The 22,354-nt window shown below is 53.9% G+C and carries 20 protein-coding genes; 11 read left to right on the top strand and 9 right to left on the bottom strand.

Features of this window, described 5'->3' with window-relative positions; genetic code table 11:
- Positions 1–497 precede the first annotated feature (497 nt).
- From DYU11_RS33235 to DYU11_RS15665, 3 genes are all read left to right on the top strand, one after another.
- Positions 498–674, top strand: coding sequence for a hypothetical protein (locus DYU11_RS33235; protein WP_158600294.1), 177 nt, complete (start codon positions 498–500; stop codon positions 672–674).
- Between the two features lie 18 nt (positions 675–692).
- On the top strand, positions 693–1,229 hold the full coding sequence (locus tag DYU11_RS15660; protein WP_119668634.1) for a hypothetical protein: 537 nt from the start codon (positions 693–695) through the stop codon (positions 1,227–1,229).
- Positions 1,230–1,395: 166 nt separating this feature from the next.
- Positions 1,396–2,490: an AI-2E family transporter gene (locus DYU11_RS15665; protein ID WP_119668635.1), complete on the top strand. Its 1,095-nt coding sequence runs from the start codon at positions 1,396–1,398 to the stop codon at positions 2,488–2,490.
- Here the strand turns inward: DYU11_RS15665 and DYU11_RS15670 are convergent.
- From DYU11_RS15670 to DYU11_RS15680, 3 genes are all read right to left on the bottom strand, one after another.
- Positions 2,487–3,419: a sugar phosphate isomerase/epimerase family protein gene (locus DYU11_RS15670; RefSeq protein ID WP_119668636.1), complete on the bottom strand. Its 933-nt coding sequence runs from the start codon at positions 3,417–3,419 to the stop codon at positions 2,487–2,489. The two genes, DYU11_RS15665 and DYU11_RS15670, sit on opposite strands and share 4 nt — an antisense overlap.
- A 137-nt stretch (positions 3,420–3,556) precedes the next feature.
- Positions 3,557–4,309 carry a LytR/AlgR family response regulator transcription factor gene (locus DYU11_RS15675; protein ID WP_119668637.1) on the bottom strand — a complete coding sequence of 251 codons (753 nt, stop codon included), beginning with the start codon at positions 4,307–4,309 and terminating at the stop codon, positions 3,557–3,559.
- A 79-nt stretch (positions 4,310–4,388) separates the two neighbouring features.
- Entirely contained in the window at positions 4,389–5,546 is a 1,158-nt protein-coding gene (locus DYU11_RS15680) for a sensor histidine kinase (protein ID WP_119668638.1), read from the bottom strand.
- A 253-nt stretch (positions 5,547–5,799) separates the two neighbouring features.
- Here DYU11_RS15680 and DYU11_RS15685 point away from each other — a divergent pair, with 253 nt between their 5' ends.
- Entirely contained in the window at positions 5,800–6,150 is a 351-nt protein-coding gene (locus DYU11_RS15685) for a hypothetical protein (RefSeq protein WP_147367947.1), read from the top strand.
- 46 nt (positions 6,151–6,196) lie between these two features.
- Here the strand turns inward: DYU11_RS15685 and DYU11_RS15690 are convergent, their stop codons facing one another.
- Positions 6,197–7,345: a YncE family protein gene (locus DYU11_RS15690; protein ID WP_119668640.1), complete on the bottom strand. Its 1,149-nt coding sequence runs from the start codon at positions 7,343–7,345 to the stop codon at positions 6,197–6,199.
- 125 nt (positions 7,346–7,470) lie between these two features.
- On the opposite strand from DYU11_RS15690, the gene DYU11_RS15695 reads away from it, so the two are divergent.
- A complete protein-coding gene (locus DYU11_RS15695) occupies positions 7,471–8,931 on the top strand; it encodes a Gfo/Idh/MocA family protein (protein ID WP_119668641.1) in 1,461 nt (486 codons plus the stop codon).
- A 75-nt stretch (positions 8,932–9,006) separates the two neighbouring features.
- On the opposite strand, the gene DYU11_RS15700 is transcribed toward DYU11_RS15695, so the two are convergent.
- A complete protein-coding gene (locus DYU11_RS15700) occupies positions 9,007–9,753 on the bottom strand; it encodes a YqjF family protein (protein WP_119668642.1) in 747 nt (248 codons plus the stop codon).
- A 148-nt stretch (positions 9,754–9,901) separates the two neighbouring features.
- On the opposite strand from DYU11_RS15700, the gene DYU11_RS15705 reads away from it, so the two are divergent.
- On the top strand, positions 9,902–11,242 hold the full coding sequence (locus DYU11_RS15705) for an SGNH/GDSL hydrolase family protein (RefSeq protein ID WP_119668643.1): 1,341 nt from the start codon (positions 9,902–9,904) through the stop codon (positions 11,240–11,242).
- A gap of 91 nt (positions 11,243–11,333) precedes the next feature.
- On the opposite strand, the gene DYU11_RS15710 is transcribed toward DYU11_RS15705, so the two are convergent.
- The 4 genes from DYU11_RS15710 to DYU11_RS15725 all read right to left on the bottom strand — a co-directional run bounded on the left by DYU11_RS15710 (position 11,334) and on the right by DYU11_RS15725 (position 15,110).
- Complete coding sequence (locus DYU11_RS15710; protein ID WP_119668644.1) at positions 11,334–12,530, bottom strand: Gfo/Idh/MocA family protein; 1,197 nt, start codon at positions 12,528–12,530, stop codon at positions 11,334–11,336.
- A gap of 134 nt (positions 12,531–12,664) precedes the next feature.
- Complete coding sequence (locus tag DYU11_RS15715; protein WP_119668645.1) at positions 12,665–13,945, bottom strand: glycoside hydrolase family 2 TIM barrel-domain containing protein; 1,281 nt, start codon at positions 13,943–13,945, stop codon at positions 12,665–12,667.
- Positions 13,946–14,058: 113 nt separating this feature from the next.
- Positions 14,059–14,391 carry a thioredoxin gene (trxA, locus tag DYU11_RS15720; protein WP_119668646.1) on the bottom strand — a complete coding sequence of 111 codons (333 nt, stop codon included), beginning with the start codon at positions 14,389–14,391 and terminating at the stop codon, positions 14,059–14,061.
- Positions 14,392–14,546: 155 nt separating this feature from the next.
- Positions 14,547–15,110 (bottom strand): RNA polymerase sigma factor, encoded by a 564-nt coding sequence (locus DYU11_RS15725; protein ID WP_119668647.1) that lies wholly within the window; start codon positions 15,108–15,110, stop codon positions 14,547–14,549.
- A gap of 259 nt (positions 15,111–15,369) precedes the next feature.
- On the opposite strand from DYU11_RS15725, the gene DYU11_RS15730 reads away from it, so the two are divergent.
- The 5 genes from DYU11_RS15730 to DYU11_RS15750 all read left to right on the top strand — a co-directional run bounded on the left by DYU11_RS15730 (position 15,370) and on the right by DYU11_RS15750 (position 22,353).
- Positions 15,370–16,638, top strand: coding sequence for a hypothetical protein (locus DYU11_RS15730; protein ID WP_119668648.1), 1,269 nt, complete (start codon positions 15,370–15,372; stop codon positions 16,636–16,638).
- A 76-nt stretch (positions 16,639–16,714) separates the two neighbouring features.
- A complete protein-coding gene (locus DYU11_RS15735) occupies positions 16,715–17,890 on the top strand; it encodes a helix-turn-helix domain-containing protein (RefSeq protein ID WP_119668649.1) in 1,176 nt (391 codons plus the stop codon).
- Between the two features lie 53 nt (positions 17,891–17,943).
- Positions 17,944–19,446, top strand: coding sequence for a S41 family peptidase (locus DYU11_RS15740; protein ID WP_119668650.1), 1,503 nt, complete (start codon positions 17,944–17,946; stop codon positions 19,444–19,446).
- A 189-nt stretch (positions 19,447–19,635) separates the two neighbouring features.
- Positions 19,636–20,847: a hypothetical protein gene (locus DYU11_RS15745; protein WP_147367948.1), complete on the top strand. Its 1,212-nt coding sequence runs from the start codon at positions 19,636–19,638 to the stop codon at positions 20,845–20,847.
- 129 nt (positions 20,848–20,976) lie between these two features.
- Entirely contained in the window at positions 20,977–22,353 is a 1,377-nt protein-coding gene (locus DYU11_RS15750; protein ID WP_119668652.1) for a serine hydrolase, read from the top strand.
- The last annotated feature ends 1 nt before the right edge of the window (position 22,354 follow it).

Below are 22,354 nucleotides of genomic sequence, written 5' to 3' on the forward strand. Positions count from 1 at the left end.
ATGAGGTTGCTTACCCTTAAGATGCCTGTAACGCGGCAACCGTTGTAAAACAGGCTCTAAAATACAGCTTATCAGCGGCCCTGTCTCCAAAAAACGGCTGTACTCAGACAAGAATCGCTTGTACAATCTGTTCTTTCACTGATAAATATTGGGTACTATTTGTACTTTTCTTATAAGGGGTAAACTATTTCATTACTTATATAGGTTATATAGCTGAGTATGACAGCCGTGTGCTGATTATACAGATAGTTGATTGTTAACTAATTGTGAACAGTATGGAATTGACACAAGCGTATAAACATAAAAATAAAGCTAAGGCTACGGTCGTTAGCGTTTGTACTTTTTCCCGGTTATATGCCCTGGGGTTTATTGCGGCAAACCGGGTTGTTTTTGACGGATTAGTCCGGGCTGCTACGCCATTTGGCGGAAACTGCCTGCCAGTAAACAAGGCCTACTGAAAGAAACCTATACGAGAAGAACTTTCAAAAGACATACCAATGAATACACAGATCAATTCATTACACGAACAGGTGGCCCTTTTGCAAAAGCAGATTGATTCGCTTACCCGGCAGGTATCGACGCTTACCAGTCGAGTACAACCCGAACCGGCGCAGGAGGTCAAAAAGAAAGAAATTGGCATCAATCGCTACCGGCAGTTGCACGGTAAGGCGTAGCGCATGCATCTTTAAGGCATGAGCCATTCAAAATGCATTGTTTCAGGTCATTACCGCATCCTATTAATCGTCTTGTTACTGAGCATAGGGTTGTTTCGCGTTGAACCGGCCCGTGCTCAGTTGCCGGAGCAATGGCACGGTACGTGGACCGGCACTATGTACATCTATCGGCAGAAAGCGCTGGTCGACAGTGTACCGGTTCGGTTAACTATTGCCAAAGCCAGTCAGCCGGGCGTCCTGACCTGGAAAACCGAGTACCAGTCGGCTACCCGGCCGATGACCAAAGACTATACTTTACGAGTCAGCGATGCCAGCAAAGGTGTGTTTATCACCGACGAAGGCGAAGGAACGCTCCTGATGGACTACCAGTTCGGCAACAAACTCTACAGCGTGTTTGAAGTAGATGGGATTCTACTGACCGCTACGTACGAGCTTCGGGGCCGTGAACTGATTTTTGAGGTTACGTCCGGCAAAAAACTCAGTAATCCTACTAACGGCGTCAGTAGCTACTCGGTGGATAATGTGCAGCGGGTAGTGTACCGAAAAGCACCGTAGGTTGACCAAACGGGATCAAGGCGGCTCCCGTCAATAAATAAACGGGATGTTGTGGTGTAACACTGCACCGCTGGTAGTTTATTGCCAACCTGACCACGCCTGTACGCGCCTTTTACTGGTCGCCAGGACCACGCGTGGACCTGTCAGAATCAGGTGACTGCAACGTATGAATAAACGAGTTTCAATTTATCAGGTTAACGGTGCCCTTCTATTTGGGGTTTTAGTCATTATCATTCTGTATTTCGGCCGGCCGTTTCTGGTGCCGCTTGCGTTTGCCATCGTGCTGTCGATGTTGTTTATGCCGGTGAGCCATCGACTCGAACGCTGGGGAATAAGCCGCATTAGTGCTACGTTACTGTGTATCCTGTTGCTGCTCGTGTTGATTGCGGGTTTCTGCGGGGTTATTTATGCGCAGGCCGTTACGTTTTCAAACGATTGGCCGCAGATCAAGCCCAAACTACAGGACGTTTTACACAGAGCCCAGGAATGGGTGCATCAGCGATTTGGGCTCACCGCCCAGGAACAGATCAGTTCCCTAAAGGCGCAGGTTTCGAAACTATCGTCGTCGTCCGGGCAATCCATCACGGCCGCCGTCGGGGCACTGGGCGGGTTGCTGACGTCGTTCGTGCTGGTGGTGCTCTACATGTTTTTCCTGATGTGGAAGCGCGAGAAATTCCGGGATTTCTTCCTGAAGCTCGCTGCCCCCGAAAACCGGTCGGACATGCGCGACTCACTCGATAAGATTACCGAGGTATCGGCGCAGTACCTGACCGGGCGGCTAATTTCGATGCTGTTTCTGGCCGCCTTCTACGCGATTGGTTTATCCATTGTGGGGCTTGAGAATGCGATTATGGCGAGTATCATCGCGGTCATTCCAACGCTTATACCGTACATAGGCGCTTTTATCGGCGCGACCTTTCCGCTGGGCATGGCTTTCCTGAACGGCTCCCCCGATATGCTGCTGCCGACCATTGCGATTCTGGTTGGCGCTCAGATTATCGACAACAACATCATTGAACCCCTCGTGATGGGGAACGAGCTGGACCTGAGTCCTATCTTCACCATCATTGCCGTCGTGGCGGGGGAACTGATCTGGGGAATTCCGGGCATGATTCTGTTTGAGCCCCTGTTTGCCATCATTCGGATCGTCTGCGAACACATACCGGCCCTGCATCCATACAGTTTCCTGCTGAGTAATGAACTGGAGGAGCCGCAGTGGGTCGGTAAAATGAAGCAGATGTTTAGTAAAATCCGGAGTTAAGCCAGCGGAATCCGTGCCTGGTCGGCTGTTCTGATAACGAATTGCCGCGCTTCATCATACTCCTCGGGGGTGCGCAGGTGCTCCAGCATCAATGGAATTTCGCGGGGTAAGGCCGTCACGTTGCGCAGGTACGTCAGGTAGTCCATGCCACCGCGTCCGGGCATGGTTTCAGCGAAATGGCCGTCTTTGCCGACTATGTCTTTGGCGTGGACAGACACCACCCAGCGCCCCAGCTTGCGGAATGTATCGTTGATCAGAGCGGTGTTGTTGTAGAACCGATCGGGCGAGTTGATGATGTTAGCTACGTCGATGTGGGCGGCAAAGGCCGGGCGGTCAATGGCTTTAATAAATTTCAGGTATGAATCCGCGCCATCAGGCAGGCTCCAGCCCATCATTTCGAGGGCAAATTTGGCCCGTTTGGGTTTCACGGCGTCGATTACTTTCCGGCAGTTTTCGACCGTAGCGTCGAAGAACGCCTGGCCGAGATTCCGCGGATCGGGGCCGTCCCAGTTAATGGGATTGTAGGATCCGGCAATGTTTACGCACGTCAGGGCACCAACGGCTTCGGCCAGGGCCAGCCGGTCGGTTACGTAGGCCAGGTTCTTTTTGCGTTTGTCTGCATCCTGATCCAGCATATTTACCCAGGCGCCTACTTCCGCAATCAACACGTTCTCAGCCGCGAACGCTTTTTGAATGGCTGCCAGTCTGGTCGTATCGTTGAGGTCGACCTTCGGTACGTAGGCGGCACTGTAGCGCAGCCGCCGGTGTTCCCGCGCCAGCTCAGTCGGATCGTCGCTTTTCAGAAAGATAGGGCCGCCCAGCCGCAGGGGTTTCGACCCTGACTGAAAGGCGGATACGGCAGGGATAACAACGCTGCCCACCACGAGTGCAGACGATGTAAGGAATTGACGGCGGGAAAGCGAGGGCATAGCAGGGATAAGACTAAGGCAAGAGGTTGACTAACTTGTTAATGTATGACTGGGTTAGTGCAAAAAACTACTGAGCATACATCAGCGCCTGCTGGGCCTGTTCATCAGTAATGTCACCAAAGCGATCAGCGTCCTTCTCACTCCATGCCCACTTTCAGCACCCGGCCGACGTCTTTCTGATGCAGGCGGCCAATCGGCAGTTCCTGACCCGCTACGTCCACATGCGTCGGGGTGTAGGCCGTGATTTTGTCGATGGCAACGATATAGGACCGGTGGATACGGACAAAATCAGCGTCCGGGAGCATGGCTTCCAGCGAACTGATGCTTTGCTTGACTAACAGCGGTTTGGCGTTCGTCGTGATGATTTTGACGTAATCCTTCAGGCTTTCGACGTAGAGAATGTCGCGGGTGAACACCTTTACCATCTTGCGGTCGGCCCGGAAGTACAGAAACGTATTGGCCGTTGTGGCGGTCGTTGATTTCTCGACGGGCGGAATGGCAATGGCGGCCGTGTGGCTGGTGCCAACCTGGATTGGCTCCGACTTCATGACTTTCGAAACTGCCCGCAGAAACCGCTCGAACGAAATGGGTTTGAGCAGGTAATCAACAACATCCAGTTCGTAGCCATCCAGGGCGTAGTCGCGGTAGGCGGTCGTAAAAATCACCCTGGGAGGCTGACGCAGGCTGCGCAGAAAATCCGTTCCGAGCAGTTTTGGCATCTTGATGTCCAGAAACATCAGATCCACCTGGGTTTCCTGGAGCTTACTGAACGCCTGAATGGCATTGTGGCATTTGCCGACGATTTCGAGGCCATCCACCATGTCGATGTACGACTCGATCACTTCCAGCGCAGGGGGTTCATCGTCGACGAGAAGACAGCGTATGGTCATACTATTTCTGTTTGTAGGTTGTGGTTTGTTGGTCAGAGTAGCTCCGGGAATTACAACCAGCGAACCGCAAACTGATTACTTATACCGCTTCCGCCAGCCTGATGGCTGGCTGGAAAGGCGTTCTGACAGGATATAATTCCAGGGTTAACGTCACCATAAAGGTCTCATCTTCGGCCGTAATCCGCAAGTCGTGGCGGTCGGGATACAACAGGTGCAGGCGCTTTTTTACGTTCAGCAGCCCGATGCCGCCTACGTAGGTTGCGTCGTGTTCGGTAGTTTCCCGGCTGTTGATCAGCTTGAACTTTAACGTAGTGCCCTGCACCGAAAGGTCGAGGTGCATCCAGGCTTGTTCCAGTTGCTCACTGGTGCCATGTTTGAAGGCATTTTCGAGAAACGGCACCAGCAGCAGCGGGGCAATCAGCTTGTTCTGGTAATCGCCCGAAATCGTGACGGACATATCGAGCCGGTCGCCGTAGCGTAGCTGCTCCAGCCCGATGTAATTGCGCATGAACGTAATCTCTTTCTCGACCGGCACCTCCGGGGCGTTGCAGTCGTAGAGCATGTAGCTCAGCAGTTCTGATAACTTCAGTACGACCGCCGGCGACCGGTCTGATTTTCGCAGCGTCAGGGCATAGAGGTTATTCAACGTATTGAACAGAAAGTGCGGGTGCACCTGCGATTTCAGCAATTGCAGTTCAGCGTTCAGCTTTTCGCGTTCGATCTGCTGATACGCTTCCTGCTTCTGGTACCAGACTTTTACCAGCTTGATGGCTGCGGCAAACCCGCCAATGGTTATGCCGCCACGCATACCGGCCAGGAGACCGCTGATGAGGTTGTTGCGGGAAAGGGGCGCCCCAATACATAAGCGGAGTGGGTCAACAATAAATTCGGCTAACGCAGCCGAAGTCGCAGCCGTAGTAATGGTAACTACTATCAGGGTGATTATCGACCATCCGTACAGGCCCCTGAACAGGTATCGGGGCATAATCCAGTAGATAATGGCGTAGGTAAAGAGCATATGAGCCGGCATGAATAATACCGAATCAATGCTCGACATCAGGAAACCCAATGCGTAGGCTTTGGGCCACGGATTCCCCATCCGAATCAGGTGGCCGGCGGGTATGAAGCCGTAGGTAAACGTAAAGAACAGAGCCCAGGTCAGCCAGAACAGCCCGTGTCGGCGGAGCCAATCTTTCCGTTGATTGGAGAAGACAAAATCTTTGTTCAGAAGTTGCATAAACCTGCTGATTACTAACCCGAAGATAGACAAACGAAAGACGCTGACCTACAAACCGGCCAGTTTGTCGACAAACGGCGTCCGATCGTCGCCGAACAGCCTGTTCAGGCGCTGAAAGTCATTGATAGCCAACGGAGAGCTATGTGGCGGTCGCCAAACCACGTTGGGCGATATTGCCGGCGGAGTGTTGATTGTGTTTCTACTTTTGATTCAGTTAACGACAAATACAACACGCACCCAAAACGCAAATGCCATGAAACCGAATGCTTTCCTCCGCCTGGCCGTACTGGCCGCCTTTTTTGCAACCGTTTCGCTCACAAGCCAAGCTCAAACTCCTGCAGCCAGGAAATTTCCAATCATTGCCCGGGAGGGTTCGTGGGTCGTTGAATGGAACCCCAAAGACCGCCACTGCACCGTTCGTTTTTACAACGACAAACAGCAATTGATTTACGAAGAAACGATGAGCCGCCGGCTGAATATTACCCGTCGGCAAACCCAGCGCAACCTGAATGCCGCCCTGGAACAGGCCATGTTCGTCTGGAACGAAACGCACAAAATGCCGACCGACCGGCAGTGGGTAGCGATCCAGTTTGATAAGAATTAAGTTCGTCGTTGAAGATGGTGTCCGGTGTGACACCATCTTCAACGTACTATTTCTCCTCGCCCGTTACTCGCCCGATACCGAATTGATCGCCGGCCTGCATGGCCTTGGGGCCATCGAACTGAATTTCTACCATTTTCTCGCTTTGCACCGGCTGCCCGTTCTCATCCTGTAGGGTCGCCAGTGTTTTTCTCGTTTTTACGTCAATCACTTCGCCGGTCGATGGATAGGCGTACCGGCCGTCCCGGCTAAAGGTTATCCAGCCGGGCTGATCCCGTACCGGAATGCTTTCCAGTTGCTTCGGTGGCATCAGGCCGGCATCGAAAATGTGGATACGTTGATTAAACGCATCGACCAGCCATACCTCCTTTTCATCCGGCGTCAGGCCAATGCCGTGGCTGGGGCAACCGTGCCGTTTGACCGGGCCCTTCTGAAACCCACTGACTTCAACCCGGTGGAGTTTCTGCCCGCTTGTGATGTCACCTACTTCAAAGCCCAGCAGATCATTGACGTTGACGAACAGCAGCGTCTGGCGGCCGTTTATCGTAAACGGGCGGATGCTGGCACTGAACGGCCCTACCTGCCGCGTAGTACGACTACGGGTATCGACCACTGTCATATTGGGCGAGCGAAGTCCGGCGAGGTACGCTCGTGAACCATCGGGGCCACACAGGGTATTGTGCGCCCCCGAATTCGTGACAATCCTGCGGAGGACATCGCCCGAAGCCGCGTCCACAACGTGCCAGTGCTCTTTCTCAAAAGACGGCACATAGATGGTTTTGCCGTCCGGAGCGATGGCCATGCGGTCGCAGCCGCCTTCGTACGGTTTTTCCCAGCGCAGTTTCTCCGTAGTCAGATCGACGCATTGGAGCGTATTGATCGTGCTGACATAAACACATTGCGTAGCCAGACTGACCGCGATTCCTTTCACATTCAGCGGTTTGCCGTCCGGACCCAGTCCCGCCAGCGGAATACGCTTTACCAGCCGGTGCTGGTTGTTGATGTCGTAGACCAGCAAACCGTGTCCGCCGTATTCCAGATAGTTTCGAATGCCCGGAGTCGCTACGTAGAGGTACCGTTTCGTAGCCTTGGGGGAGGGAGCTGAATCGGCATCATTGGTGAATGGGATTGGTTTTGCCGCCAGCAGCAGGGTCAGTATACCTGTCCCGACAAGTAAGATTAGGGCTCGGGTCGACATGAGTGGTTACGTGTTTTTAGTGATTATGAAGCGGTTAAGGAGGTTGCAAAGAACAAATAATGAGCAAGGGTAAATCTACTCGATACGTGGCTTTTACACCCAGGACGATTAATCACCTTTGTTTTATGCAAGCATCCCGTCGCAAATTTATAAAAGGCCTGTCGGCAGCTTCGGCGCTGGTAGCAACCCAGGGCCTGGCCCGTCCGCTCGGTTTCAATTACATTCCGAATCTGATGAAGGTTAGCCCGAACGACAAAATCCGCATTGCCACCATCGGCATGGGTATTCAGGGCAACTACGATACCCGGGCCGCCCTGCGCAATCCTGACGTTGAACTGGTGGCAGTAGCCGATCTGTATCAGGGTCGGCTCGATACGGCGAAAACGGCGTTTAACAACCCAAATCTGTTCACAACCCGCGATTTCCGCGAGATTCTGACCCGCCCTGATGTGGACGCGGTCCTCGTCGTGACGCCCGACCACTGGCATGATCACATCACCATCGCGGCTCTGAAAGCCGGTAAGAACGTGTACTGCGAAAAGCCGATGGTGCATCACATCAACGAAGGCAAAGCGGTTATCGACGCCTGGAAAAAGTCGCGTAAGACCATGCAGGTCGGTAGCCAGCGGATCAGCAGCGCGGCTTTTCAGGAAGCCAAGCGCATGGTGCAGGCGGGCGACATCGGCACGATCAACTATATTGAATCCAACAACGACCGCTTCAACGCCATTGGAGCCTGGAACTACTCCATTCCGCCCGATGCGTCGACGCAAACGCTGGATTGGGACCGCTTTCTGGGCGATGCGCCTAAGCGGGCGTTCGATCCCAAGCGGTTTTTCCGCTGGCGCAACTACAAAGACTACGGCACGGGTGTAGCCGGCGACCTCTTCGTGCACCTCATTACGGGCGTACATTTCGTAACCAATTCGCTGGGACCCAACCGGATTTTCTCGTCGGGCAACCTGGCCTACTGGAAAGATGGCCGCGACGTACCCGACGTCATGACGAGCATCATGGATTACCCTAAAACTGCCCAGCACGAAGCCTTCCAGATGGTGCTGCGGGTGAATTTTGCCAATGCGGGTAAAATCCAGAACGTAACGCGCATCATTGGGAACGAAGGCCAGATTGAGTTCTCGGAAGATAATCTGATTCTGACCAAGAAGAAGTTACCCCAGGCACCCGGCTACGGTAATTACGACAGCTTCTTTACGTTCACGCCGGAGGTGCAGCAGGAGTTTGTGCGGCAGTACGATGCGCAGTATCCGGCCGAAAGTCGCATGGCCGAGCCGGTTAAGGAGGTTCGCTTTGAGTCGCCGAAAGACGATGATGCGCACGCCAAACACTTCGGCGATTTCTTCAAAAACGTACGGGAAGGCAGCCAGGGCACGATCGAAGATCCGGTGTTTGGTTTCCGGGCCGCAGCGCCGGTACTGGCCTGCAACGAGAGCTATTTCGACAACAAAGTGGTGCACTGGGACCCCGTCACGATGACAAAAACTACCGGTGCCACCCCGGTCAGGAAGTCGACAGCACCCGTTAAAAAGACGGTAGCCACGGCGAAGAACAACGCTAAAAAGTCATAAAGGGTCGTACACGCCCGTTTGTTGGCCCCACTCCGGTTGCCTGAACAGACTGGAGTGGGGCTATTTTTCGGGCATTCACAGGGCCGCAGTCTCCAGCACGGGCCGTACCTTGCCGGCCACCCGGACCGATACGTTCGACCCCTCGGCATAAAAGACGGAATACGGCGCTACGGTCAGGTACGGGACGAAAGCGTCACCGTACAGACTGGCTACGTCGGCCTCGAAAAAAGCATCGCTGACCGTCGCGATCTGCCAGGGTACATGTTCGACCTGGTATTCCTGAGTCGTTGTTTCGTTAAGGGCGTTGTAGCCCCAGTAATGTTCAAAAATAAAGGCCTCGGCACTGCCGGGAGTCAGGTCGTGCAGCTCATTACTGACCGTAGCGCCGAGTTTATTCCAATGGCCTTTAGACCGCCACTCGAAGCGGAGCTGTTGTCGGCCATCGGTCAGGGCCGTAACCTGATGCCGCATGGGCATGGCCCGGTAATGTTCGTTGTAGAGGGTATTGGCGATCAATGCGATGGCCGGTTTGGGAACAATTTCACTGATGAAAACAGTGCCGCGTTTCCATTGCGTACCATCGTAATGGCGAACGTAGAACCGGAGATTGACTTCCTCAAAGTTAACGTGCCACGGCCACTTGATTCCTAGCACGCGTGTGTTCAGAAACAGGAAGCCGACCATGCTCACCAGCGCTTTACCCTCCCATAGGTCCAGTTCGGTGGCCGGTGGCAGGTGCGGTTTCAGTACGGCCGGATCAACTTCGTAATTCAGCATCAGGAGCTTGCGCCACTGCGCCGTCAGGAACGTTCGCTTTTTCATATTGTATTGTCAATTTTGTGTGGAGCCTATTTGTTTCACGTAGCCTGTGCGCATGGCTCAACCAGATAGAGCAGGCCAGCCGGTAAGACGATTTGTCTGAGCTTTATGGTGTGTTCCTACGACTAAACGTATCAAATCCTTGCCAGATATGCCGTTCCTTCGCGCCCTGCTGATCTTCCTGTTGCCCCTATATGCGTTTGCGCAGCCGTATTTTCCTGTTCCGCCGGTTGCCGACGCTGACCGGTTTATGACCCGACTACCGCGCACGGCCTATCGCTTGACAAACGCTACGTCGGCGCAGCCTCTGGAGGTTCGGGTGCTGGTGTATGGGCAGTCGATCAGTATGCAGGAGTGGTGGCAGCAAGTTAAGCGTTTTCTGGAGAAGCGGTATCCGGAGGCCAGGCTGATTATGGTCAATAAAGCGATTGGTGGGTTTAGCTCCGAACGGCTGAAGCTCATGGTCGATAACGATGTGGTGTCGTTTTACCCGGATTTGATTCTGTTTCACGACTACGGGAATGAAGAGGATTACGAGGTCATCATCCGGACCATTCGCAGCCGAACCACGGCCGAAGTGGCTGTTCAGACCGACCACATCGCCGTGGGACAGAACGAAGCGTGGCATGATCGCCATTGCGCGGTGTGGCTGCCGGCGCTGTGCAATAAATACCAACTGGCGCTGATCGACATCCGGAAGGCGTGGAAGGCGTATCTGGCTAAAAATGGGTTGTCGGCTTCGTCGCTGCTGAAAGACAATGTTCACCTGAACGCCCACGGGAACTACCTGATGGCGGAGATCATCGCGCGGTATTTCGAAACGCTGACCACTGGGCCAGCGTCTACAGACGATGGGCGGGTGCTGACCACCGGAAAAGACTTTGTTGTCCGTAAAGACAGGCTGCGTCTGCCGCTGACTGGTAACCGGGTTGACCTGGTGTGGAACTCCTCAACGGGTAGTGCTTCCGTGCTGGTAGATGGCCAGAAACCGTCGGCTACGCTAGGGTGCTACTACCATACCCGGCCGAGTCGTAAGCCCGATGGTTTCTTCCTGACCCATATCGGGCAGGCGCTCACCGTCCGACTGGCAGGGCAGCCTCAGGCCGAGGACTGGACGTTGACCATCACGGCCGTTGACAGCGTTCGGCAGGAGGTTGGCTTCCGGGTGAGCGGTTCGAAGACGGGCCATGATGGCGAAGGGAGCAGTGATACGCAATTCACCTCGCGGTCGGGCCGGATCGTGATTGAGCCGCAATACTGGTTCCGGCGGAAGAACCCCGGCGATTTCAGGCAGTTCGCCTGGTTGAAGCCGGGCGATACGTTGCGCTGGCAGGTGGTATCGATGTGCCGCGATACGGTCAGCGCGGCCGACGAGCAAACGACGACGATTGTGCAGGGCGTGGCCAATGGCGGGCACGTAGTCGAATTATCCGGCCGGGCGTTGTCGGGTCTTCGGGCAGTGAGCGTGTATCAGCCGCCGTTGCGGGAGTAAGGCTACGCCCAACCTACGAAACACGTGGATTCGCGCGGGCGTCCAACAAAGAATGTCTACCTGGCAACGCGGTCACCAGCGCGAACGACGGTTACACCAAAGGCCAGCGAAAAGACGACTGAAGTTTTACCCGCCTGCCGGTTTGCCCTGATGAACGGGCGGCTTCGATGATTTCCAGTACGTGGAGCGCGTGCTCAGCCTGGATAAGCGGCTCTTTACCTAAAGCCATGTGTTCGGCAATGACGGACGCGCCCATCTCCCAACGGTAGTCGGATGGATCGGTAACGTAGCGCTGGCCTTTTTCGTCAGCGACCGTAGCCAGGTCAACGCCAAAAGGAGCCCAGTCATAACCGATCAGGGCCAGATTGCCCTGCGTGCCCCAGACGGTGATCGTCGGTTTTTCCTGCCCTGTTCCTTCGTGGCCGTATGGGTCAAAATAATTAAAACCGCATTGTACGTGGGAGAGGATACCGTTGCCGTGGTCCATCAGCACCATGGCGTTATCTTCTGCTTCGACCGGAAACGTCTCTTTATTGTCGGTTTTGCGGGTGGGCGTAACAATGCTCGTCATCGCAACGATGGACCGGGCGGGGCCCAGCAATCCGGTTAGTGTCGCCAGGTTATAAACGCCCAGATCAGGCAGGCTTCCACCGCCTTTCTCGTAAAAGAAAGCCGACCAGGTTGGTCCTAAATGGCCGTAGTGGGCATGAGCGGCCGACACGTTGCCGAGTTTACCGTCCTTTATGGCCCGGGCCATAAACGCAAACTGCGGGCTCATCACCACCGCCGGAGCCCCCCAGATACGTAGTTTGTTCTTTTGCGCCAGTTCAAGTAACTCGCGGCCTTCGCGGTAGTTGTTGGCCATGGGTTTCTCGCTCCAGATATGCTTGCCGGCCAGCAGCGCCTGTTTGTTGAGTCGGCCGTGTTCCTGCATATTGGTCAGGTTGACGAGCAGGTCGAACGGAGCACCGGCCAGCAGTTGGTCAATGTGCGGGTAATGATTCGGAATGTTGTATGTAGTAGCCGCTTTTTGTGCCCGTTCGGGGATAATGTCGCAGGTACTGACCAGTTCCACGTAAGGCGATTTCGACAGGTGCGGCAGATACATGTTTGATACGCTGCCACAGCCAATGACAGCCAGGCGGATCTTCCGGTCGGGCAATACGGGCGGAGACTCGGCCATGGGCTGGCTCTTTGCGAGGACCGGCCGGGTTAAGGCGGCTGCCGTTCCGAGTACGCCTACCTGGTTAAGAAATTCGGATCGGCTGATGGGTTTAGGCGATTTCATACAATGAATTAGTAGCTGTTGCTGTCATGAAAATACGGAGACTCGGTGAGTATCAGTGTGGATCAGTGCTACTTTTTTGCAATATGTAATTGACGAAACGGATTATGGCTGGTACGTACGTTTCCCTGCCAGCGTTACTTCTTCACATAAAACGGTACGTTCGCTGTGGCCCAATGCCCTTTATCATCATACGCATAGACGAACAGGCGGTAGGGACCTTCCTCGATCGGAGCCTGAAACGAAATCTGGCGGTTGCTGGCAGCACCGATCAGGCCGGGCAGGGCAGGGGGGCGCTTTTCGCCGTTGCCGCCGTACGGGAAACGGGTGCCTTCGGGCAGGACTTCCCAGTTGTACCGCAATGGGTCGCCTTCTGGATCGGTTACCCAGACCGCAGCCCGGTACGATTGGCCGGGTTGCAGATACACCCCGTCATAAGCAGTCTGGTTGCCAATTTTTACCGAATCCAGCCGGGGGGTCCGGTTGGCGGGCCACTCGCCCGTCCAGGCGTGGTGCATGACGTCGACAGCTTCCGTTTCCAGGCCGTTTTCGTCGAACATACCGAACCACGTATGCGTACGCTCCTGGTGCTGCCGCCAGAGAAAGACGTACGAACCAATGCACAGGTCTTTGTCGGCCGCAATCGCGCTGTCGTAGCGCTCGTGGTATTTGTCAGCCTTCATACTGCTGGTTTCCTCGACGGGTGCTTTCCAGGGCGTTTTACGAACCTGCCAGAAACCGGTCGGGCCCCACTCCGTCACGGCGTAGGGTTTTTTCCAGCCGAACTGCCGGAGCCACTGCGGAATCTTGTTCAGATCGCCGTATTCATTGATACCCAGCAGGTCAAGATTGGGGCACTTCGTCAGCAGATCCCTGATTTTTTCCTCGTTGATTGATCCGACGACCGTCATGATGGGGTGGTTGGGGTCAATCGAATGAATTTCCTGCGCCAGCGCGTTGACGGCGTCCCAGACTTTCAGGTTGTATTTGTCTTTGACATTGGCCTGAATAAAATCCAGCTCGTTGCCCAGCGCCCACATCAGCACCGCCGGGTGATCCTTCGTCTGCCGGACAATCTCCATCACCTTGTCGTGCTGTTGTCGTACGGCTGCGGCATCGTCGTAGTTCATGCCATCACGCTCCGCCCGTACGGGCAGGTTAACCAATACCGTCAGGCCGAGGGCATGGGCTTTGTCCAGGCTTCTGCTGTTGGCCCGGATCGAGTTCCCACCGTACTGCTTTAGTTTCTCCAGGTAGTCGCTGCCAACGGCTCCTTTGATGAAATAGGGCTTATTGTTGACGATTAGCTGATACCCACTTTTTTGTGGTTTGAGCTGGACGGTTAACGGCTTATCGGCTTGAGCATGTGCCGATTGCCCGATGAGCAGGGGTAACAGGAAAAGCCAGATGAGTTTCATAGAATGCGAAAAGGGTCGTTGGCGTATAACGACCCAATTAACACGAAATCCGGCAATTTTCTGACCGTATCTGGGTTGATTTTCGGGGCCAGGCCGGAGCCAGGCCCCGAAAATTAAGCCAACACCATTGCCGACTGGAGTTTCTGCTCCAGTACGGCTTTGGGAACGGCCCCAACAACTTTGTCAATCAGCTTGCCGTTGCGGAAAAACAGCAAGGTTGGTGCGCTGCGGATGCCAAACTGAGCCGGGATGCGGGCGTTTTGGTCGACGTCCATTTTCGCGATCAAAGCCTGGCCGTCATATTCGGCGGCTAATTGCTCCACCGATGGGCCAATCAGGCGGCACGGACCGCACCATTCGGCTGTGAAATCAACCAGCACAGGTTTGTCGAAGCTGATCAGGTCATTGAAATTGGCGTCGGTTGCTTCAATTGTTTTAGAGGCCATGCGATTAGTCGGTTTGTTGGTTAACTCAATACGTTGGCAGCACGCGTTCGCAGACAATGCTCTTCAGGTGCTGCCTGAGTTAATTCCAGCCGCCCGGCATAATCACCCACGGCGTCGGTAATTTTTGAACCAGACTGATGCAATACCCCACACTGCTACGCGGCCCCTTTCTGGTTCGTCGCTATACGCTTGATTTGCTGAATGCACTTATACTTTTGGTTGTTGGCCGTATGGCGGTTTTTCCAGCCCATCGTCTGCATAAGCGAGTCGAGTGGTTCGGCCGAAAAATACACGGAGGTCAGCACCCGCTGGCAGTTGCCCGTAATCTGGTTCATCCACTGATGAACCTGTTCGGCCGGGTTGTCATCCGATGATTCCGTAGAGGGTAAGGTCGACTCGTCCTGCAAAGTCGCCAGGTACGTTTCGTTATCGGTTGTGACCAGCTTTTCGTCCCGTAGCCGTTTCAGCCAACGGTTGCGGGCAATGGCATATAGGTACGTTTTCAGGGAAGATGTCAGCGCGAAATCGGGTTGCCGGATCTTTTCCAGCAGCACAATCACCGTTTCCTGAAACAGGTCTTCGGCATCCCGATCGTTGCCCTTGTTCTGCTTCACCAGATGGGCAATGGTGGGAAAATAAGCCGTATACAGTAACTCGTAGGCGGAGGACGTACCGGCCCTCAGCTGATGGAGGAAGTGATTTTCACAAGGCGAAATCATGAGCAAATTGGAATGAGCTACCCGCTTAATACCCGGCAACGTGTAAAATCACCCAATGAATTCCATTTTATATTCTGTATTGAGGAAGCGGTTAGTCCGCATGCCCGTTTTAACAGGTCATGAATGCAATTAGTCAATTCTGATTTATTTTATGACATATCATACAGTATGGCCTCGGATCGGCTTTCGGGATGAACCAGTTTTGCCGTGACAACTCAGTAAAGCTGAGCTGTGATTCACTCAATACGTCAGAAAAGTCATGTTTAAGTGTTGTTATTACCTGTTGGCCGCCTGGCTGTGCCTCGGCTGCCTGAACGCCTGCAAACCCGATCAGACAGAAGTTGATCCGTCGAAGCCTACCACTGAACAACCCCTCCCAGCGGGCGATGTGACCGAAATAGGCCAGCCGGACGGTACGGCCGTCAGCAAAATAATCGGGCCTGAAGGGGGGACGTTGACCACGGCCGACGGCCGGGTTCAGCTTACGCTGCCAGCCGGAGCCGTCAGCCAGGCGACTACCATCTCGATTCTGCCCATCACCAACCACACACCCAACGGCGTAGGGCAGTCGTATCGGTTTTCCCCCGACGGGCTCCAGTTTAGTAAGCCGGCTACCCTGACCTTTCAATACACCGACGCTGACGTTGTCGGTAGTGCTCCGGCTGGTTTGGGCATTGCGTATCAACGCAGCAGCAGGATTTGGTACGCGGTGCCGGGAAAGCAGATAGACACGCAGAAGCGTCAGGTTACCGTTCCGATGCATCACTTCAGCGACTGGAGTCTGTTCGAAGAGTTTTACCTGGTTGCTGAAGGGGCTGACAAGGGGTTTTTGAACTACGGTGAATCAACGACCCTGACGTTTATCCAGATAGCCTCGCTAACCGGTAAGGGCGAAGAGCCGCTGATGACGAAAACTACCGGTGGTCAGGCCAACGACGGCCTGAAATGGTCATTGATTGGCGATGGGCAACTAACGCCCGACAAACATTCGGCAATCTACACGGCTCCGCGATCGGCGCCGAAACAGAATCCCGTAACCATTTCGGTTGAAGTGACTTTTGTAAACAGTCCGGCTAAACTGATCCTGACGCGTGAGGTGTACATCGGACCTGGCTACATCAAGCTAAATTTCCTTGGTCAGGAGCGTCTGTATACGCTGGGTGTTTACCTGGACGATGAGGAACCGGAGTATTCGGCCATCGTCGGTGGTAATACATCGGAACTGTTCAGTATCGACTTCAGCAATGCCCGGGCGGGTAGCATCCTTCGGTTTAGCGATGACCGGGAGCCGGGAAAATGCCGGATTACGTTCGAGTTCGCGAACGGTGGTAAACAGTACGATGGCGGCCACGACAACTGCGACGGCGAAGACATGATCGCCAACGGGCAGGTTGTCTTCGAGGAATACGAGCCGGGTAAATTCGTGAAAGGCACCATTTCCGGCAACCTGATCGATGCGGATGATAACTGCACCAGATCGGGGCCGGCCATCAGCGGAGAGTTTTACGTCAGGACCTTGCGCCAGTAGCCGGGGCGGTCGGGCCACCGGCAAGGGAAACCAGAAATGATTGGGTAAATTACCAGTGTTTTGGTAGTTTACCCACATGACTATTTCGCCCTTCGCCCTGCTTCTGTTACTCGGTACCTTGCAGGGGTTTATCCTGGCGTCGTTGCTGTGGTTTACCCGATCAAGTCCGCAGTTGCCTAACCGACTGCTGGCGGTGCTCATCGGCTTGTTTGCGATAGCGAGCCTGAACATGGTCGCGCTGGAAGGCGGCTTCTACGAGGCTTATCCGCGGATTCGGTTCGTTATGGACTTGCTGCCGGTGATCATGGCCATGCCGATTGGGCCGTTGACCTGGTTTTATGTCCGGTCGATGCTGGAACCTGGTTTTCGACTTGGCCGGAACGAACGCTGGCATTTTCTGCCGGTCCTGCTCGACTGGGTGCCCGCCCTGATCTGCTGGACGTTTCTCATCGGTCTGGCTACGCACGTATTTGTCCGCTCTGATCTGAAAGGCTGGGGCGACATCATCGATCAATACGATATGTACGTGGACATCCCGCGCTGGCTGTCCATCTCGGTCTATGTGCTGCTGGCCCGGAACGTACTGATTCGGTATCAACCCGCAGGCAGAGGCCCGGAGGTTGTGCAGCAACGGCTCAAACTAGCCTGGCTGCGGCAGTTTCTGACAGGTCTGCAAATCTTCCAGGTTGTTTGGCTCCTGTTTCTGATCCCGTACGTATTGCCTGGTTTGCGGCCCGACTGGATGGGCGAGATGAACTGGTATCTGATTTACGTGCCGATGGCGGTGCTGATTTATTGGTTCGGGTTGAAGGGGTATCTGCACGCGCGGCTGAGTGCACTCACCGAACGCAAAAAAGCAACGACTACCTTACCGGCTGAAACCGTCGATAAAGCGGCTGGGCTGCTGAAAAAAGCGATGGAGGTCGATCAGTTATACACTGACCCGGATCTGACACTGGAAAAGCTCATGCACCACACGCACCTTGACCAGAAAACGGTTTCGCACGTATTGAATCAGCACCTCGATAAAAGTTTTAACGCCTTCGTCAACGGGTACCGAATTGAAGCCGTCAAACAACGGCTGCTCGACTCGGCCAGCAGTCATCTGACTATTACCGGCATTGGATTTGAGTGCGGCTTCAACTCCCAGGCTACCTTCCAGCGGGCGTTCAAGCAGTTCACGGGCGTATCGCCCTCGGCTTATCTGGCGCAGCAAACGTCGGTGTCGGTCAAAAAGAGTGCTCAAGTTTAGATTTGAGCAGATTTGGGGCAACGTGAGCCGGTTCTTTGGGCAAAAATCATTGTATGAAACGCCCGATTCTTTACCTCGCTCTTGGCTTACTGCTACGAATTACGAATTCGTCCATCGCTCAATCCGATCCCCTTTCGTTAACGAAAACGTTTCCCGCTGCCCAGTATCAGGAAGAAGTAAGCCTGTTGCGTAAGGCGTTGGAGGAATCGCATCCGGGTCTGTATCGCTATACGCCCAAACACGCGCTGGATTCGTTGTTTGATCACACAACAGCGCAATTAGCGACTGATAAGCCACTGGGTGTCTATTACCGGTTACTGGCAACCCTGCTGGCGACCGTTCGGTGCGCTCATACGCAATTGGCTCCACCGCCCAAATGGGACCAAACCATCCGGGTGTTGCCGTATAACATCCTATTCATCAACGGAAAAACCTACATTACCGTCAATGCGACGAGCCACCAGGATACGCTGCTCATTCCGGGTAGCGAAGTAATCTCTATTAATGGCAAACCGATTGAAGGCATTCGAGAGCAGATAAAGCGGCATCTGTTCGTCGACGGGTACAGCCAGGCCGGTAGGGAAGCTGCTTTGAGCAAGAATTTCGGAGGGTATTATTACCTGCTGGTTGAGCAACCCGACTCGTTTGTCGTTGAGATGAGACGGTACAGAACAGGAGAGCTTGTCCGGCAGAACGTAGCGGCTGTTACTGCATCCGACTGGCTGAAAAATGCCCAAACCAATCCGGTTAATAAGGTGCTTTGGGACCGTTGGAGGGCATTACAGAAAAAGGAGTCGGTTCGGTTGGAGTGGACGGATACTCAAACGGCCGTGCTGACGATTCGGGGCTTTGGCGATAACAAAAAGGACCCGAAACTGTACCAGCAGTTCTTTCGTGAGTTACAGAATAAGAAGGCCAAAAATCTGATTATTAACCTGCGCGACAACACCGGCGGATGGGATAAACTGGGATACGAACTATTCTCATACCTGATTGATAAGCCTACACGCTATTACGATTCGTTAACGACGGTAACCAACACCATACCATATCTGAAGTACACGGATCTGGACGAGAAGTTTGTGAAAAGTCTGCCCAAATACCTGCTACCGCTGGGTAATGGACGCTTCTCCCTGAAAGCAAAAGATGAACCGGGGCTGGCCCTACAGCAACCCAGGCCGGAGCGATTTTCGGGACAAGTCTACGTACTGATGAACGGCATGAGCGCTTCGACCACGGCTGAGTTTACAGCGGCTGCCCACGCCAACCAACTGGCCACGTTCGTTGGGCAGGAAACAGGTGGAGCGTATCAGGGCGGTCATAGTGGGGAGTTTGCGGTGCTAACGCTGCCTCACACCAAACTACGGGTTAGCATTCCGTTGGTTCGGTACAAAATGGCGGTGGGGACAAGTGGGCCTTTGCAGCGCGGTACGCTGCCCGACTACACGGTTCAACCCACGATTGAAGAAGCTATCGACGGCATCGATACGGTCATGAATTTTGCGCTCGAATTGATTCGCAACGGCCCGACCACCGGCAAGGAAAGCCAGAAATGATGAGGCTTCCTCCCCTTGATAGCAGGGAACTTACTGACTACGCCAGACCGGACTAAAACACGTCATTCCAGATGGCACTTTTCTCGGTTCAGTCAGTCAAACGACCAGTTGGGGTAAGCATGCCTGGCTGAGGGAGGATGCGCACGCTATTTTGCCGGTAAAAGGGAGGGTTTGTCCGCTATGAAACTGATGCTGAAACGTATTGCTGCGAAGCCGGCAGCGCCGGCTTTCCTTTATTTAGTCGCTTGTGTTGGCTTGCTGGCTGGCTACCCGGTATCTGTCGCTTTGGCCCAGCCGGATATGTCCTGTCCGGAAGCAACCGTTCAGCAGCGCCCGACGCAGTGGATACGGCGCGGCAGTTCGTGGGTGGGTTCTGATCTGCAGAACATTACCAGGGCGATGCAGCCCCAGATTGCTGCCCGGCAAGACAAGCTGTTGAGCTTTATCCGGCAGGCGTATCCGGAGCCGCGAGGCCTTGAAGCCCGCCAGGGAACCAGCATCAACACCGATCACCACAGCCTGTATGAAAAGCGGCCGAACGGCCCCCTGCGCTACACCGTGCGGGTGATGTTCCACCACTACTGGTGCTTCCGGGGCAAGCCGGAAGTATCGGGCGAAACGGGAACCCGGATTGAGATGCACGCCAATTTTCTGTACAAGTTCATGAGGGAGGTAGGTTACCAGCTGCCCAATGGCCAGGAGATCTACTACATGCCGAAGCAGGTAGGTACGCTGAAAGGCTACCCCGTCTACAGCACTCACCCTGATGATCGTGACCGTAAGCGCGAATCCATTTTGATTCTGCCCGATCAGCGATTACCGGTTCGGGCCGTTAGTCGGGAGGAGGTGGTGCGCTTATTTCAGGCTACGTTACGCAACATGCTGGCAGAGAACGAAGAAACGACGAAGGTGCTGGAAGCCTCTCTGAAAGAAAGCGAAGCCTATGCCGCCAGGATTGAATTTAAGACTGAGGCCGAACGCCAGAAATACATCAACGGCAACCGGCAAAGCGTCGAGCGTGGTCGTCAGAAGCGCGAGGCATCAGCCCGGGAATGGCGCGAAAACATTGACCGTCTGGAAACAATGCTGACTGCTATGACGCCCGCAGAGCGGAGTACACAGGCGGTGCTGGGTGAGCCTTATGGACTGATGATGAACCAGCGCGGACAAGGGACGTTTGCTGAGCAGGCGGCATTCCCCTACAGCCGGCCCGTCGTAACGCACGATCTTGCGTATGGAAGCAGCAAACTGCCCCGCCCGGCGGTTCAATTCATTCACCTGCAAATGACTTACGAAACCGCGCCTGACATGGTAGCCAAGCGGGCGATGATGAGCCAGTTTTTGGAGAAGGTGGATCTGGATGGACTGCGCGGAATGCTGGAGTTGCCCCCAACTCCCTAAAGGGGGCTACTGATCCCGGATAGTGCAGCTCCCTTCAGGGGAGTTGGTGGTGAAAATTACCTCTCAAATCCGGATCTGAGCAGATTTGAGCCTTGTTTCTGGCCTGTTTTGAGCCAAAAACAACGTAACATGAAAAGATTACTATGGGCGGCTACCGCACTGCTCGCTCAAATCCTAACCTCTCCACTCAACGCCCAACAAGTCAGAACCACGGCCGAAAAACTGGACGAATATCTCACTTCGGCTCAACAAGCTTACCGGTTCAATGGTGTCGCCCTGGTAGCGCACAAAGGGAAAGTGCTGCTGCACAAGGCGTATGGGGTTCGCAACGCCGTAACCAAAGCACCCAATGACACCAGTACCCGTTTTCCGATTCTGTCGATTACAAAGTCGTTTACGTCGGCGTTAATTCTGAAGTTACAGGAGGAGGATAAACTATCGGTAGATGATAACCTAAGCCAATACTTTCCTGACTATCCTAATGGCGACAAGATCAAACTGCATCATTTGTTAACGCATACGTCGGGCATTTTCAACTACACCGACATGATTGATGAAGGGGATTCGGCTATTGTCTGCCATCCGGTGCCGAAGCAGCGTGTGCTGGAGCTATTCTGGGACAAGCCGTTGGAGTTTAGGCCCGGCAAACAGTACGCCTACAACAACTCCGCATACTTTCTGCTGGGTATGATTATTGAAAAAGTGACCGGTAAATCCTACGAGCAGGCCATGCGCGACATGATCTTTCAGCCGCTCGGTATGACCCAGTCCGGCTTTGATTTCATTAATCTTCCGGCACAATCGAGAGCATTTGGGTACGATACGTTAACCACCGATTACTTCTCGCCTTATCCACATTACGATTCAACGGTGGCGTATTCGGCCGGGGCAATCTACAGCACAACCAGCGATATGTACAAGTGGGGGCGGGCCGTGGCTAACCAACAATTGCTTTCGGCAAAGTCGTGGAAGCAGGCCTTTACACCACGGCTAAATCAATATGGCTACGGCTGGTTTATCGACAAAACAAACGGCAAAGAGTATGTTCGGCACGACGGCGGTTATCCTGGCTTCATGTCAACCTTTGTGTACTACCCGAAAGAAGACCTGACGATTGTTTTGCTTAATAACTTCGGTAACTATGGCGAGTCGCTGGTGCCCTTGATGATTGCTATTTCGGGTATTGTTTTCGGTGAGCCGTATGATTTGTGGCAACCCCGCCAGTATATGAAGCTTGAAACGAAGGCCTTGAGTCAATACGTTGGAAGCTACGCGCTGAACGATAAGTACAAGATTGATCTTGTGTTAAAGAACGACGGATTGTATGCGCAAGGAAAGGGCAAAACGCAATTTTCTGAACTGCCGCTGTACGCGAGTGGAGAAGACAGGTTCTTTTTTGGGACGTATAATACGAGATTCACCTTTGAAAGGAATGAAGCGGGCAAGGTGGTTAAGTTCACCCTGCGCGAACACGGCCAGGATACCGAATGGAAGAAGTTGAATTAAA

The organism is Fibrisoma montanum (assembly GCF_003583365.1).
Lineage (GTDB): Bacteria > Bacteroidota > Bacteroidia > Cytophagales > Spirosomataceae > Fibrisoma > Fibrisoma montanum.

Coding starts and splice junctions, on each gene's coding strand:
- DYU11_RS33235 (WP_158600294.1), top strand. CDS start 498: ATGAATACACAGATCAATTCATTACACGAACAGGTGGCCCTTTTGCAA.
- DYU11_RS15660 (WP_119668634.1), top strand. CDS start 693: ATGAGCCATTCAAAATGCATTGTTTCAGGTCATTACCGCATCCTATTA.
- DYU11_RS15665 (WP_119668635.1), top strand. CDS start 1,396: ATGAATAAACGAGTTTCAATTTATCAGGTTAACGGTGCCCTTCTATTT.
- DYU11_RS15670 (WP_119668636.1), bottom strand. CDS start 3,419: ATGCCCTCGCTTTCCCGCCGTCAATTCCTTACATCGTCTGCACTCGTG.
- DYU11_RS15675 (WP_119668637.1), bottom strand. CDS start 4,309: ATGACCATACGCTGTCTTCTCGTCGACGATGAACCCCCTGCGCTGGAA.
- DYU11_RS15680 (WP_119668638.1), bottom strand. CDS start 5,546: ATGCAACTTCTGAACAAAGATTTTGTCTTCTCCAATCAACGGAAAGAT.
- DYU11_RS15685 (WP_147367947.1), top strand. CDS start 5,800: ATGAAACCGAATGCTTTCCTCCGCCTGGCCGTACTGGCCGCCTTTTTT.
- DYU11_RS15690 (WP_119668640.1), bottom strand. CDS start 7,345: ATGTCGACCCGAGCCCTAATCTTACTTGTCGGGACAGGTATACTGACC.
- DYU11_RS15695 (WP_119668641.1), top strand. CDS start 7,471: ATGCAAGCATCCCGTCGCAAATTTATAAAAGGCCTGTCGGCAGCTTCG.
- DYU11_RS15700 (WP_119668642.1), bottom strand. CDS start 9,753: ATGAAAAAGCGAACGTTCCTGACGGCGCAGTGGCGCAAGCTCCTGATG.
- DYU11_RS15705 (WP_119668643.1), top strand. CDS start 9,902: ATGCCGTTCCTTCGCGCCCTGCTGATCTTCCTGTTGCCCCTATATGCG.
- DYU11_RS15710 (WP_119668644.1), bottom strand. CDS start 12,530: ATGAAATCGCCTAAACCCATCAGCCGATCCGAATTTCTTAACCAGGTA.
- DYU11_RS15715 (WP_119668645.1), bottom strand. CDS start 13,945: ATGAAACTCATCTGGCTTTTCCTGTTACCCCTGCTCATCGGGCAATCG.
- trxA (WP_119668646.1), bottom strand. CDS start 14,391: ATGGCCTCTAAAACAATTGAAGCAACCGACGCCAATTTCAATGACCTG.
- DYU11_RS15725 (WP_119668647.1), bottom strand. CDS start 15,110: ATGATTTCGCCTTGTGAAAATCACTTCCTCCATCAGCTGAGGGCCGGT.
- DYU11_RS15730 (WP_119668648.1), top strand. CDS start 15,370: ATGTTTAAGTGTTGTTATTACCTGTTGGCCGCCTGGCTGTGCCTCGGC.
- DYU11_RS15735 (WP_119668649.1), top strand. CDS start 16,715: ATGACTATTTCGCCCTTCGCCCTGCTTCTGTTACTCGGTACCTTGCAG.
- DYU11_RS15740 (WP_119668650.1), top strand. CDS start 17,944: ATGAAACGCCCGATTCTTTACCTCGCTCTTGGCTTACTGCTACGAATT.
- DYU11_RS15745 (WP_147367948.1), top strand. CDS start 19,636: ATGCTGAAACGTATTGCTGCGAAGCCGGCAGCGCCGGCTTTCCTTTAT.
- DYU11_RS15750 (WP_119668652.1), top strand. CDS start 20,977: ATGAAAAGATTACTATGGGCGGCTACCGCACTGCTCGCTCAAATCCTA.